The organism is Streptomyces sp. TLI_171, from assembly GCF_003610255.1.
Classification (GTDB): Bacteria; Actinomycetota; Actinomycetes; order Streptomycetales; family Streptomycetaceae; genus Kitasatospora.
In genome coordinates, this window is record NZ_RAPS01000001.1 from 7,593,696 (window position 1) to 7,607,385 (window position 13,690).

The following is a 13,690-nucleotide window of genomic DNA, read 5'->3' on the forward strand; positions in this document are numbered from 1 at the left end:
GGACGGTCAGTGGCGCAGGACCATGGCCGCGAAGGTCGCGCCGCGTCCGGCGCCCGCCGCGGCCATCACGTAGGGCTCGCCGGGCCGCAGCAGGCCGCGCTCGCGCGCCGTGCGGTGGTTGACGAAATGGTCGGCGCAGAAGACGTGGCCGACGCCCGCGACGTTGTCGAGCACCACCCGTTCGCGCGGGTAGCCGAGGGTCCGGCAGACCTGGTGCCAGGCCACCCGGTTGACGTTGTGCGGCAGGATCGCGCCGATCGCGTCCATCGCCAGGCCGGCCCGTTCGACGGCGGCGAGGACGGCTCCGGCCAGCGCCTCGGAGTAGATCCGCTGGAACTCCGACGCCTGCTCGACCGCGTCGGTGTCGAACTCGCCGCGCAGGTCCACCGCGTACGACAGCACCCGGTCCCGGTCCCCGCCGGGCGCGACCAGGCAGGCCCCGGCGCCCTCGCCGAAGAAGGAGGTGTCGGGGACCATGCCGGCCTCCGGGGTGAACGCCTTCTCCCCGGCCAGCACCAGCGCCAGGCCGTCCGGGTCGCCGTCGGCGGCCAGCAGCCGGCCCGCCGCGTCGATGGCCAGCAGGCCCGAGGCGCAGGCGTGGTGACCGACCGCCAGCACCGCCGCCCGGTCCAGGCCCAGTTCCGCGCACAGCTCCCGGACCGGGTGGTGCGGGTACGGGGCTACGGTCGGGATCGAGCGGGCGTGCAGCACGTAGCGGATCCGCTGCTCGCGGCCGCGCAGCGCGGGCAGCGCGGCCACCGCGCCGCGCAGCAGGTCCAGCAGGGTGCCGCCCGGGTCGCGGGAGACCTCGCCGAGACCGTGGTAGCGGCGGAAGATCTTGACCTGCATCGCGGTCAGGCCGAACCCGTCGGCCAGCTCCTCGATCGGCACCCGCCCCGCCGGCAGGTGGTCGGCCACCGCGAGCAGCGCCGTCACCGCACACCCCGCACGGTCGTCGCCGGGTCCAGGGCCGCCTCCACCGCTACCGCCTCGATGCCGCGGAGCAGCGCCTCGGCGTCCGCCGCGGAGAAGTGCCGGGTGTCGGTCAGCACCTCCACCAGCAGGCCGCCGGGCCGGTCCTCGAACTGCACCTGCAGCACGTTCATCGACAGCTCCGCCCGGCGCACCCAGCGGAACTCGCCCATGGCCTGCGCCGCCCGCAGCCGCCGCGGCAGCTCGGCCTCCGCGACCGGCTCCGGCCGGTGCGCGCTGCGATCGTTGAAGAAGCACTGCACGTCGACCTGCTCGCCGCGCTCCGCCGACACCCGGGCGACCAGCGCGTTCAGGTCCTCCGGGTGGAAGTAGGCGTACTTGTAGCCCGCCAGCGCGGCCCGCGCCGCCCGCCCGACCGCCTCGTCCACGGTGCCGCCGTCCACGTCCAGCACCGCGATCCCGGCCTGGGCGACCATGCACACCACGTCGCCGAGCGCCGCGCGGAAACGGTTGTTGACGACGGGCCGGACCACCACCGGGCCGCTGCCGCCCAGCCGGCGCAGCGCCACCCCGTACAGCGCCAGCAGCACCGACCGGGAGTCCGACCCGGTTCGCTCCGCGATCACCCGGAGGGCGATCGGCAGCGCGGGGGAGAGCAGCTCGCCCGTCCAGTGCGGGGGCGTCTCCGGGGCCGCCGAGGGCGGGAAGCGGCGGGCCGGGACCGCGCGCAGGATCCGCTCCCAGTGCCGCAGCGCCCGCTCGTTCTGCAGCCTGCCCGCCGGGGAACGCTGCCAGGCGGCCTGCTCCAACTGCTGCAGGCCGGTGACCGGTCCACTCGCCCGCCGCGCCACCTCGCGCAGCATGATCGCCCCGCCGGCGGCGTCCGCGACCAGGTGGTGCATCACCGACACCAGGTGCGTGGGCACGCCGCCGTCGCACACCACCGCCATCCGCACCGGCCACTGCTCCGCGTAGTCGAACGGTGTGGCGCGGTACTGCTCCTCCACCTCCGCCGCCAGCTCCTCCGGCGCGCCCCCGGCCGCCTCGTACACCTCCAGGCCGATCCGGCCGGAGTCGAACAGCTGCTGGGTGGGGTGGCCCGCCGCGTCGAAACGCAGCCTGGTCCGCATCGAAGGGAAACGGCCCATCAGGTACCGCAGCTCCTCCGCCACCCCCGCCACCGTCGACCCGGCCGGCAGCGCCGTCCGGCCGCCGATCGGCAGCGCACTGCGCTGCGCCACCATCGCGTGCCAGATCTCCCACATGCCCCAGGACAGCTCGTCGACGCCCGCGCCCGGGCCCGCGAACTCCACCGTCACCCGCTCGGCCACCACCACCGTTCCCTGACCGGCCATCAGATCGCCGCCGCCGCGGCCCGGTGGCGCTGGCGCATCAGGAACTTGCGGACCTTGCCGGTCGGGCCGACGATCAGGTCCCGCTCCGAGACCGCCACCACCTCGCGCAGCGTCGCCGCCGCGGCCGCCGTCAGCGCCGCCCGCACCGCCGGAACGCGGTCCGCGGACGGATCGGCGTCCGGGCGCAGGGCCAGCAGCACGTCGGTGACCACCCGCCCGTCCACCTGCAGCGACACCACCGTGCAGTCGTGCTCGTCCGGGCAGGCCGCCAGGATCCGCTCCTCGCTCAGCGCCGTGTACAGCCACTCGCCGCCGCCGAGGTCCACCGCGTCCACCGCCCGGTCCACGTGGAAGTAGTAGCCCTCCTCGTCGCGGTACATCAGATCGCCCGTCAGGTACCAGCCGTCCAACCGGTTGCGGTACGTCGCCGCCGAGTCGTTCCAGTACCCGGGCGCCAGCGTCGGCGCCTTCAGGCCGAAGTGGCCGACCTCGCCGACCGGCACCTCCCGGCCCGTCGCCAGGTCCAGCAGCGCCACCTCGGCGAACCCGTGCGGCACCCCGACGCAGCGCCCGTACCGCTCGGTGCCGGGGCGGTGGGTCAGGTGGAACGCCGAATGGCCCATCTCGGTCGAGCCCAGGCCGTCCACGAAGCTCGACCCCGGCACCCGCCGCACCCCCTCCCGGGTCACCGTCACCCGGGAACCGGACGCCACCAGCCGCCGGATGTGCGGCTCGTGCGCGCAGTCACCCGTGTTGAACCACAGCTCCACCGAATCCAGCCGGCCCCCGCCCAGGTCCAGGCGCGCCAACTGCGCCCAGGCCGCCGCGAAACCGAACACGCCCGTCGGCCGCCACCGCTCGATGCCGGCCAGCACCGCCGCGCCGTCGCCCTGCGTCGACAGGAACAGCACCTCGCTGCGGTTGCACAGCGCCAGGTTCAACGTCGAGACGCCCGCCGCGTGCGCGGCCGGCAGCGCGCTCAGGATCCGCCCCACCCCGCGGGCCCGCGGCGCCGCCAACCGGAACAGCCGGGTCGCCGCGAACAGGCTGGCGTGCGAATGCACCACCGCCGCCGGCATCCGGGTCGTCCCCGAGGAGTGCGTGATCACCACCGGGTCGTCCGCGTGATGCCGGTACGGGGCCGGAGCCAGCGCCGGATCGCCCGTGCCCGGCTCCGCCGCGTCCGCGTGCAGACCCGCCGGCAGCTCCTCGCCCGCCAGCCGCGCCCGCAGCTCCGGATCGGTCAGCAGCGCCACGCCGCGCAGCCGCCGCAGGTACTCGGCCGCCACGTCGCCCGGCAGGTGACGGTTCATCAGCGCCGGAACCGCCCCCAGCCAGGCCAGCGCCAGGAAGTTCAGCAGGCAGTCCGCCGAACCCGACACGTACAGCGCCACCGGGTCCCGCGGCCCCACCCCCTGCCCGTGCCACCACGCCGCCCGGGCCGCCACCCGCTCCCGCAACCGGCCCAGCGTCAACGGCTGCCACGCCGGGAAGCCGTCCACCGGGACGTCGAACGCCGCGCCGGGCCCGTCCGGGTCCGCGCCGTGCTCCAGCAGCTTCCACAGCACGTTGCCCGTGCCCAGGTCCGGGTCCGCGGCAAGCCGCGCCCTGATGCCGGTGTCCGTCACTCTGCTCTCCTCCACCCGTCGCCGACCGGTCGTCGGACCACCTGCTCCACCGCTGCCCGTAGCTGCGCCCGGCTCGGCTGGCACGCCAGGTCGAGCGCCGGGGCGAACGGCAGCACCGCCCCGTCCGGGCGGGTCACCCGGCGCGGCGGGGCCAGCAGCCGCATCTCCTCGGCCGCCGTCGCCACCACCTCCGCCCCGATCCCGCAGGACCGGTTGGAGTCGTCGACCACCACCAGCCGGCCGGTCCGCTCCAAGGACGCCGCCAGCCCGTCCCAGTCGAACGGGAACAGCGACCGCGGATCGAACACCTCCACCGAGATCCGCCCCGCCACCTCCTCCGCCACCGCCAGCGCCTCCTGCACCAGGTGCCCGACCGCGACCACCGTCACGTCCGTGCCCGCCCGGTGCACCCGGCCCACCCCCAACGGCACCGGCGCCAAGGCCGCCAGGTCCACGTCCTCCCGCACCCCCAGCGACCCGGCCGGCGCGAACACCACCACCGGGTCGTCCTCGCGCAGCGCCGACACCAGCAGCCCGTACGCGTCCGAGGGCGTGGCCGGCACCACCGTCTTCACCCCCACGTGCGCGAACAGGCTGTACGGATGGTCCGAGTGCTGGCCCGCCCAGCTCTCCCGCGAGCCCGAACCCGGCAGCAGGTAGGTCACCGGCACCCGGGTCTGACCGCCGGTCATCAGCGCGAGCTTGTGCGCCTGATTGGCGATCTGCTCGAACACCAGGAACAGCAGCGCCGGGATCTGGAACTCGACCAGCGGCCGCACCCCCGCCAGCGCCGCGCCCGTGGCGAACGAGGTGAACGCCTGCTCCGAGATTGGCGTGTCCAGCACCCGCTCCGGGCCGAACCGCTTCAGCAGCCCCGCCGTGACATTGCTGACCGCCACCCGCACGTCCTCGCCGAACACGCACACGTCCGCGTCGCGCGCCATCTCGTCGGCGACCGCCCGGTTCAACGCCTTCAGGTACGACAGGTTCGCCATCAGCGCACCCCCGCGCCCGACCGGCCGCGCAGCCCCGACGCATAGAGGCCGTCCAGCGCCGAGGCCGGATCAGGGTGCGGACTGGTGAGCGCGAACTCCACCGCGTAGTCCAGCAGTTGGCCCAGTTCCGCATCGATCGCGGCTCGCTGCGCCGCCGGGATCCGGGCGCCCTGCACCTCCAGCGGGTCCCGGGCCCGGCCCTCCGCCACCTCCGCCGCCGAGCGGTAGCGCGGACGCGCCGCGTGCTCCCAGGTGTGGTGCGCGTCCCAGCGGTACACCACGCACTCCAGCAGCGTCGGTCCGTCCCCGGCGCGGGCCCGCGCCACCGCCTCCGCGGTCGCCTCCCGCACCGCCTGCGGATCCGTGCCGTCCACCGTGCGGGCCGGGATGCCGAACGCCCGGGCCCGGCCCGGAATGCTGCCCGCCACCGTGTCCGCCGTCCGCATCGAGGTCGCGAACCCGTTGTTCTCGCACACCAGCACCGTCGGCGTCCGCCACAGCGCCGCCAGGTTGAACGCCTCCAGCAGCACGCCCTGGCTCACCGCCCCGTCGCCGAAGTACGACACCGCGACCCGGTCCGAACCAGCCCGGCGCAGTGCCCAGGCCGCGCCCGCCGCGATCGGCACCGCCGCCCCGACGATCGCGTTCGCCCCCAGCACCCCCACGGCGAAGTCCGCCGCGTGCATCGAGCCGCCCCGGCCCCGGTTCAACCCCGTGGCGCGGCCCGCGAGTTCGGCCATCATCCGGGCCGGGTCGGCGCCCTTCGCCAGCACGTGGCCGTGCCCGCGGTGGGTGCTGGTGACCACGTCGTCCGGGCGCAGCGCGGCACAGCTGCCCGCCGCCACCGCCTCCTGCCCGGTGTACGGGTGGATGCCGCCCGGTACCACGCCCGCCCGGACCAGCTGCACCGCCCGCTCCTCGAAACCGCGGATCAGCGCCACCGTGCGGTACAGCGCCGCCGGGTCCGACGGATCGTCAGCCACGGCCGCCCGCCCCCTCGGAGCGCCACAGCACCGGGCAGAACTCGGGGTCCGCGTAGTCCGGCCGGCCGTCCGGCAGCCGCCGCACCAGCACGTCGTGGTTGTACACCGCTGGGCTGCCGTCGGCCAGCGGGAACGGCCGGTACTCGTTCGCCCCGTCCTGCAGGTGGAAGGAGACCGCCCGACGCGGCCGCGCACTGCGGTTCGGACCCGAGCCGTGGTACGTGCGGCAGTGGTGGAAACTCACGTGCCCCTTCGGGATCACCAGCGGCACCTTGCGGATCTCCGCGCCGTTGTGGCGAGCGTTCACCGCCAGCAGCCGCTCCAGGTCGCCCCGGTCCCGGTCCGCGAAGTGCCGGGTCACCGAATCCTCCCGGCCCACCTCCCGCCAACGGTGGCTGCCGTCCACCACGGTGAGCGTGCCCATCTCCTCGTCGCAGTCGTGGAACGGCACGAACGCCGTCAGCATCCGCTCGGAGGAGCACGTCGACCAGTAGTGCTTGTCGATGTGCCACGGCACGATGTTGCTCGGCGCGCCCGCGATCGGCGGCTTCAGGATCAGCGTCGACTGGAACACCCGGATCTCCGCCGCCCCCGCCAGCAGCGCCGCCACCGCCCCCAGCAGCGGCTTGCCCAGCACCTTCGCGATCGGGTCGCTCTCGTAGTGCACGTAGTCGTTGTGCCGCTGCACCGGCCCGTCGGACGGCTGCCACGCCGCCAGCCGCGGCGGCCGCACCGGCAGCGCCCGGCTGCGCTCGCCCGCGTAGTACGCCTCGCTCGCGGCCGCCAGCCGGTCCACCTCCGCGTCGGTGAACAGCTGCTTCGACAGGTACCAGCCGTGCTCGGCGTAGAACGCGACGTCCGCGGCGTCCGGGAGCAGCGCCGACTCCTCGGCAGTCAGTTCGAACCGCACCTCCCCGGCCATCAGCGGACCACCTCGGCGGGCACCCGGACGGCCGCGAGCTCGCGCTCCTTGGCCTCGTACAGCGCCGGGATGTTGCTGGTGCCGAAGGTCCGGGCGCCGTGACGCTCGATCAGCTCCCAGAAGAACGTCCGCCGCAGGTGCATCGAGGTCGCGAAGATCTGGAACAGCTCGCCCCAGTGGTCGCGGTCCAGCAGGATGCCGCGCCGGCGCAGCCGCTCCGGCGGACTGCCCGGCAGCGTGTCGTAGTAGCCGTCCGGGGTCGCCGCGAACCCGATCCCGCGCGCCGCCATCGCGTCCACCGCACCCGCGACGTCCGCGCACGCCAGCGCCAGGTGCTGGACGCCCGGGCCGCCGTGCCAGGCCAGGAAGTCGTCGATCTGCCCCGGCGCCCGCGACGGGTCCGGCTGGATCAGCGTCAACGTCACCCCGCCGCCCGGCGCCTGCACCACCTGCGAGAACATCCCCTGGTCGGCGACCTCGATGTACTCCTCGAAGATCACCTCGAAGCCGAACGCCCGCCGGTAGAACTCCGTGGTCACGCCCAACTGCCCGTGCGGCACGCACACCGCCGCGTGGTCGATGCCGTCCACCAGCTCGGGACGGCCCCCCGGCTCCGGGTCGCCCGGCTGCGACACCGCCCGCAGGCCCGGCAGGAACTCCTCGCCGTCGCCGCGGCGCTCCACCAGCCGGTGCACCACGTCGCCGAACCCCGACACCGCCGCCGTCACCAGCGACCGCCCGTGCACCGCCGGGCGCTCCACCGCCGCCGCGCCGCCCGCCACCGCCGCGTCGAACGCCGCCGCCGCGTCCGCGACCCCGAACGCGACGACCGCCACGCCGTCACCGTGCCGGGCGACGTACCGCGCCGCCGGGTGATCCGCCGTCAGGCCCGAGGTCAGCAGCACCCGGCAGCCGCCCTGCCCCAGCAGCAGCGTGCGCTGCCCGGCCAGACCGGTCTCCGGACCGCCCTGCCCCAGCAGGCGGAAACCCATACCCGCGGACAGGACGTACGCCGCCTGGCGCGCGTCACCCACGTAGAACTCGACATGATCGACGCCGAGGATTTTCATGACGACAGCTGTTCCTTCTCTGAGTCGACGGTGCGTCAGGTACGAAAGGGCCCGGGGGAGGGACGGGTCAGACCGGGCGGACCAGGCGGGTGCCGGGGTGGCCGAGGACCAGGCTGACGTTGTGGCCGCCGAAGCCGAACGAGTTCGACAGCACGTGGCCGATCCCCGGCACGGGGCGCGGCCCCTTGCGGACGTGGTCCAGCTCGCACGCCGGATCCGGATCGTCCAGGTTGTGCGTCGGCGGCAGCAGCCCGCGCCGCAGCGCCAGCACCGACACCGCCGACTCCACCACCCCCGAGGCGCCCAGCAGATGGCCCGTCACCGCCTTGGTCGAACTGACCGGCGGCCCCGCCGGGCCGAACACCTCGCGGATCGCCGCCGCCTCCGCCGCGTCGCCCACCTTGGTGCCCGTGCCGTGCGCGTTCACATAGCCGACCTCCGCCGGCCCGATCCCCGCACTGCGCAGAGCCATCCGCATGCACGCCGCCGCGCCCCCGCCGTCCGGACGCGGCGTGGTCGGATGGTGGGCGTCGTTGCTCGCCCCCCACCCCAGCACCTCGGCGTACCCGGCCGCGCCCCGCCCGTCCGCGTGCGCCGCCCGCTCCAGCACCAGCACCCCGGCGCCCTCACCGAGCACCAGTCCGTTGCGGCGCCGGTCGAACGGCCGGCTCGCCCCCGTCGGATCGTCCGCCCAACCACGCGCCAGCGCACGGGCGTTGGAGAAGGTGTCGACGAGCGTCGGGAACAGCGGGGCCTCCGCGCAGCCCGCCACCACCACGTCCGCCAGGTCCTCGCGCAGCAGCCGGAACCCCTCCGCGACGGACTGCGCCCCCGCCGCGCACGCCGTCGCGACCGCGGAGCTGTAGCCGCGGATGCCGTAGCGGATCGCCACCCGCGCCGCCGCCATGTTCGGCAGCATCCCCGGCAGCAGGTACGGACTGACGCCCAGTCGGCCGCGCGCGGCGCGCACCACCACCTGCGCCTCCAGCGTGGCCAGCCCGCCCGTCCCCGACAGCACCACCGCGATCCGGTGCGGGTCCACGTCGCGGCCCACCTCGATCCCGGCGTCCGCCATCGCGTCCTCCGCCGCCCGCAGGGCCAGCACGATGTACCGGTCCACCACCCGGCTCTCCGGCCCCGGCAGCACCGACGCCGGATCGATCGGCGGCGCGAACCCCGCCACCTCCAACGAGCCGTCCAGCGGCCCGCCCGGCACCGGCCGGGCCAGCCCCGAGCGACCCTCGCACATCGCCGACACCACCTCGTCGGCGCTGCACCCCACCGGCGTCACCATTCCCATCCCGGTGACGACGACACCCGCCCCGCCGGCTCCACCCGATCCACCCGCTCCGGCTGTGGCACTCACGGTCGAACTCCCTCCTGGTGCGGCAGTGATCCGTCCCCGGCCGGTTCCGGCCCGAGCAGGACGGCGGCGGCGCGATCCACGCCGCCCGGGACGTACGCCTGATCCACGCGGAGCAGCAACGCCGCCTCCGCATCCCCGTCCGCCAGCAGCAGCGCGGCCACCGCGAGCGCCCCGGCGGTGTCACCGACGCACACCACCGGCCCGGTCAGTCCCCAGCGCGACGCCACCAGCCCCGCCACGGCATTGGGCACCGCCTGGAAGAACAGCAACGGCCCCAGCCGCGCCCCGCCGTCGACGCCCTCCGCCACTCGAACCGCCCCCGCGAGGTCCCCCAGCGCACTGGCCACCAGGACGGCGGTCATCGGCAGTTGAGCCCCGCCCACCCGTTCCAGACACCGCCGGGCGACCTCCGCCGCCAGCGGGCTGAACGAGGACCCGACGAACCCGGGCACCGGCGGCGGGGCGGCCCCGTCCCCCACCTCCGGCCACTGCGCGGCGGCGAGCACGTGCAGACCGGCCGAGGCGGCAGCCGAGACCAGCGCCGGGACGGACGCCTCGGCCTGCGCCGGGACGGGCGTCTCGGCGTGGGCCGGGAGGGGCGTCCCGGTGTGCGCGGCCGACGGCCCGGTGAGGGCGGCGCCCGCCGCGTGGACGGCGGTCACGGGGCGCCGACCAGGAGCGCGGTGTTCGCCCCGCCGAACGCGGTGCTGAGACTCAGCGCGTGATCGGCGCCCGTGCGCGCGCCGGCCACGACCAGGTTCAGCGGGCAGTCGGAGTCCGGACCCAGCCAGCCCGCGTTGACGGGCAGCCGGCCCGCCTGCAACGCGCCGACGGCCACCAGCAGTTCGAGCAGCGCGCCGGCCTCCAGCGCCTGGCCGTGCACCGACTTGGTGGAACTCACCGGAACCGTCGCCGCATGCCGCCCCAGCGCCCGGTGCAAGGCCGCCGCCTCCGCCGCGTCCCCGACCGGGCTGCCCGTGCCGTGCGCGTTCACATAGCCGACCCGCTGCGGGCCGATGCCGCCGCGCCGCAGCGCGTCCGTGATCGCCCGGGCCAACCCGGCGCCGTCCGGCCGCGGCCGGCAGACGTGGTGGGCGTCGCCCGCCCGACCCCAGCCCGCCAGCACCGCCAGCGGCGAAGCCCCCCGCGTGCGGGCCGCCGACGCCGCCTCCACCACCACCGCCGCCACCCCGTCACCGAGCAGCAGCCCGCTCCGGCCGGAGCTGAACGGCCGCACCCGTCCGTCCCGGGCCAGCGCCCCGCCCGCGTCGAACAGGGCGAACTGGTCCGCCTCGACCAGGTATCCGGCTGCCACCACCACTCGCTCCAGCTGCCCCCGCGCCACCGCCGCAGCCGCGTCGGCGACCGCGGTCGCCGAGGCCACGCACGCCGAGGTGTACGCCCGGACCTCCCCGACAACCCGCCCCGGCGGGCCCGCTCGGCGGCGAACACCTGCGCGCCGTGCGCCGGGCGCGCCGCCGCGGCAACCCTCGGCAGCGCCGGGTCGCCGTGCAGCGCGAGGAAGAGCGGACAGCCGGCGCGAGCGGCGGCCGACAGCCCCGCCTCCGCGCAGGCCGCGGCGACCACCCCGTCCAACTCCCGCTCCAGCGACGGGTCCCCGGGATGCGTGGCGGCCCGGTCCACCCGGCGCCCGGAGACGTCGAAGCGCCGCACCGGGGCGAACGCCTCCGCGCCGTCGAGGGCGGCGGACAGCAACGGCCGGACACCCCGCCCGAAAGCGCTGAACACTCCCGCCCCGGTCACCACGACGGCGCGAGGGCCGCGGCGGGCGGTGGACACCGTGTCGGTCATGCCTCGATCACCTCCAACTGGCACGCGGAATACAACAGTTGACGCTGGCTCGGGCGCCGCAGGCGGGGTGCGTGGTCGCGCGGCGCGAAGGGGGAGGGCCGCCGACGCGCCGTCCGTCGCAGCCGGGGGCGCGGGCGCAACGGCCCGCCGTGGCCGCCGGGCCCCGGCGCCGCCCGCAGGGCGGACCGGTCCGCCCTGCGGGCGGCGCTGCCGGAGGTCAGATCCGGCTCCCGCCCCGGATCGCGGCCAGCAGCTCGACCACGTCGGTGACCGTGGCCACCCGCGACAGCGTCTCGTCGCTCAACCGGCAGCCGTGGCGCTCCTCGATCACGTGGACCAGCCAGGCCAGCTCCATCGAGTCGATCCGCTCCGGGACCTCCTCGGGCGTCCGACCGCCGAACTCCGCCAGCAGGGCCAGCACTTCGTCCCGCCCGGACGCGGCCGACCCGGTCACCGGCCGGCGGCGGAGGCCGAGCCGACCCGCTCGGCGACGGCGGAGGCGAACTCGCCCACCGTCATGGTGCCGAGCTGCTCCGCCTCGTCGTCGTCGAACCGGACCGTGAACCGCTCCTCGACCCGGACACCCAGCTCGGCCAGCGAGAGCGACTCGAGGTCGGCGCCGGCCGGGCCGAGCGGAGTGTCGTCGTCGATCCCGCCGATGTCGTAGTTCATCTCCTTCAGCGCGGTCAGCACGAACGCGCGGATCTCCTCGATCGAGGGCACCTCGGTGGACATCGCTGCAGCTTCCTTTCGGGTCGGACGAAGGACTCCGGACGGCTCAACCAGCCGTTCGGGAAAGCTCAGTCGGCGGGATCCCGGGATTCGGCCCGGGCCGCGGCCAGCACGGTCCGGTCGCGCACCGGCTTCCCGGTCGCGGTGCGCGGCAGCCGGTCCAGCAGGTGGAGCAGCCGCGGGCGCTTGTACGCCGCCAGCCGTTCGGCGAGCTGCGCCTCGATCCGCGCGACCCGGGCCGCCCGCCCGGCCGGACCGCCCGCCCCGGCGTCCTCGTCCAGGGCGAAGTACGCCTCGATCGAGGAACCGAGGAGGACCACGGCCGCGCTCACCCCGGGCAGGGCGGCCAAGGTGTGTTCGACCTCGGTGAGGTCGACCTTCAGGCCGCCGATGGAGACCTGGGAGTCCAGCCGGCCGAGGACCCGCACCCGCCCGGTGCGGGGGTCGACGGCGCCGCTGTCCTTGGTGCGCAGCCAGCCGTCCGCCCACCGGGCGGGGCCGGCGGCGGTCGGCGGTGCGCCGAGGTCGAGGTAGGGGGAGTGCTCGCGGGCGATCAGCAGTTCGCCGTCCGCCGCGCGGAGCCGGATGCCGGGGGCCGGGGTGAGTTCGGGCCGGTGCGCGCCGAACAGGTCGGTGGCGATGACGCCGACCTCGGTCATCCCGTACATGCTGCCGAGGCGGACGCCGTACCGGTCCACGAAGGCCTCGTGCACCTCGGCGCGGACGAGTTCGCCGCCGGTCGTCATGCCGGTGAGCTGGGGGAGCCGGGGCGGCGCGGCCGCCCAGGTGAGGAGTTCGAGGTGGAACGGCACGCCGAGCAGCGTGGTCGGCTCGGGGGCGGCCGCGACGGTGGCCAGGATGCCGTCCGCCGTCACCCGCCCGGGGAAGGCCAGCCGGACCCGGGCGTGCAGGCAGTGCAGCAGACCGCCGACCAGGCCCAGGACGTGCACGGTCGAGGCCAGCGAGACCATCCGTTCGCCCGCGCGGGGCACGCCGTCGAGCCGGGCGTACCGGTCGAGTTCGGCGACCAGGTCGGCCGCCGTCCGGCCGATGATCTTGGAAGGGCCGGTGGAGCCCGAGCTGAGCTGCACCAGGGCGTGCGGGCCGGCGGCGGGACGTCCGGGCCGGGCGGTGACCAGTTCGCGCTGGGTGTGGAAGCCGCGGGCCGGGCCACCGACCACCGGATCGGCGGCGGAGACCACCACCTGCGGATCCAGCCGGGCCAGCGCCTGTTCGGTCTCGAACGCGGTCAGGCGGTGGTCGAGCAGGGCGACCTGGGCGCCGATCCGCCAGCCGGCCAGCAGGTTGGCGACCAGCGCCAGCGACGGGGCCAGGCAGAGGGCGAGCGAGCCGCCCCGGCGCAGCCCGGCCGCGGCCAGCTCGGCCTGCCGATCGCGGACCAACTGCCGCAACTCGGCACGGCGGACGGGTTCTTCGAAGAACAGACAGGGTTCGGCGTCGGGGCCGCGCAACAGGATCTCGTCGACCCAGCCGGGATCGAGCAGGCCCGGCAGGTCCGGCAGCTCCCGCCCGGCCGGCAGGTCCGGCACGACCGGGGGGCCGGGTAAGCCCGGTGAGCTGCGAGAGCTGGATGGGAGCGCTCCCATGCTGCTCGGCGGTGCTGCGGCGGTGTCTTTCATGGAGTACCAGAACCTCTTCCTGGTCAGGCCGGAGGGAACTGGCGGAATTCCCACGCCGAACTTTCAACGCTGAATTGCCCGGGTGTCAAGACCTCGCGCCGCTCCGGCATTTCGGTGTCCGTGGAGCGTACGGTTCCGGCCGCCCGAAAGGATTTGTCAGGTGCGTTGACGCGCCTGCGGCCCCTCGCTAGTGTGGCCGCCGGTTGGTCGCCGGTTCGACCACCTGATGGTCAACTTGCCTGGTGCAAGGACCT

At 75.5% G+C, this 13,690-nt stretch carries 13 protein-coding genes; all 13 read right to left on the reverse strand.

Annotation, left to right across the window (positions count from 1 at the left end):
* Positions 1–6: 6 nt before the first annotated feature.
* Positions 7–936, reverse strand: a complete 930-nt coding sequence (locus BX266_RS33940; protein WP_099906272.1) for a 3-oxoacyl-[acyl-carrier-protein] synthase III C-terminal domain-containing protein — start codon at positions 934–936, stop codon at positions 7–9.
* Entirely contained in the window at positions 933–2,288 is a 1,356-nt protein-coding gene (locus BX266_RS33945) for a condensation domain-containing protein (protein ID WP_099906274.1), read from the reverse strand. Before BX266_RS33945 ends, BX266_RS33940 begins: the two co-directional genes overlap by 4 nt.
* Positions 2,288–3,916, reverse strand: a complete 1,629-nt coding sequence (locus BX266_RS33950) for a class I adenylate-forming enzyme family protein (RefSeq protein WP_099906276.1) — start codon at positions 3,914–3,916, stop codon at positions 2,288–2,290. The genes BX266_RS33945 and BX266_RS33950 overlap by 1 nt, the downstream gene beginning before the upstream one ends.
* A complete protein-coding gene (locus BX266_RS41015; RefSeq protein WP_099906278.1) occupies positions 3,913–4,911 on the reverse strand; it encodes an alpha-ketoacid dehydrogenase subunit beta in 999 nt (332 codons plus the stop codon). The genes BX266_RS33950 and BX266_RS41015 overlap by 4 nt, the downstream gene beginning before the upstream one ends.
* Complete coding sequence (locus BX266_RS33960) at positions 4,911–5,894, reverse strand: thiamine pyrophosphate-dependent dehydrogenase E1 component subunit alpha (protein ID WP_099906280.1); 984 nt, start codon at positions 5,892–5,894, stop codon at positions 4,911–4,913. The genes BX266_RS41015 and BX266_RS33960 overlap by 1 nt, the downstream gene beginning before the upstream one ends.
* Positions 5,887–6,816: a phytanoyl-CoA dioxygenase family protein gene (locus tag BX266_RS33965; RefSeq protein ID WP_099906282.1), complete on the reverse strand. Its 930-nt coding sequence runs from the start codon at positions 6,814–6,816 to the stop codon at positions 5,887–5,889. The genes BX266_RS33960 and BX266_RS33965 overlap by 8 nt, the downstream gene beginning before the upstream one ends.
* Positions 6,816–7,886 (reverse strand): 4-hydroxyphenylpyruvate dioxygenase, encoded by a 1,071-nt coding sequence (gene hppD, locus BX266_RS33970; protein WP_099906283.1) that lies wholly within the window; start codon positions 7,884–7,886, stop codon positions 6,816–6,818. The genes BX266_RS33965 and hppD overlap by 1 nt, the downstream gene beginning before the upstream one ends.
* A 67-nt stretch (positions 7,887–7,953) precedes the next feature.
* The gene (locus tag BX266_RS33975) at positions 7,954–9,252 is read right to left on the reverse strand and encodes a beta-ketoacyl synthase (RefSeq protein ID WP_310794825.1); all 1,299 of its coding nucleotides are present in this window, start codon (positions 9,250–9,252) and stop codon (positions 7,954–7,956) included.
* Positions 9,249–9,914 carry a beta-ketoacyl synthase N-terminal-like domain-containing protein gene (locus BX266_RS33980; RefSeq protein ID WP_218969294.1) on the reverse strand — a complete coding sequence of 222 codons (666 nt, stop codon included), beginning with the start codon at positions 9,912–9,914 and terminating at the stop codon, positions 9,249–9,251. The genes BX266_RS33975 and BX266_RS33980 overlap by 4 nt, the downstream gene beginning before the upstream one ends.
* Positions 9,911–10,636: a beta-ketoacyl synthase N-terminal-like domain-containing protein gene (locus tag BX266_RS40415; protein ID WP_259464988.1), complete on the reverse strand. Its 726-nt coding sequence runs from the start codon at positions 10,634–10,636 to the stop codon at positions 9,911–9,913. Before BX266_RS40415 ends, BX266_RS33980 begins: the two co-directional genes overlap by 4 nt.
* Before the next feature lie 645 nt (positions 10,637–11,281).
* Positions 11,282–11,518 (reverse strand): acyl carrier protein, encoded by a 237-nt coding sequence (locus BX266_RS33990; RefSeq protein WP_099906286.1) that lies wholly within the window; start codon positions 11,516–11,518, stop codon positions 11,282–11,284.
* Complete coding sequence (locus BX266_RS33995; RefSeq protein ID WP_099906288.1) at positions 11,515–11,799, reverse strand: acyl carrier protein; 285 nt, start codon at positions 11,797–11,799, stop codon at positions 11,515–11,517. Before BX266_RS33995 ends, BX266_RS33990 begins: the two co-directional genes overlap by 4 nt.
* A gap of 65 nt (positions 11,800–11,864) precedes the next feature.
* Positions 11,865–13,346: a class I adenylate-forming enzyme family protein gene (locus tag BX266_RS34000; RefSeq protein ID WP_259464989.1), complete on the reverse strand. Its 1,482-nt coding sequence runs from the start codon at positions 13,344–13,346 to the stop codon at positions 11,865–11,867.
* Positions 13,347–13,690: the final 344 nt, after the last annotated feature.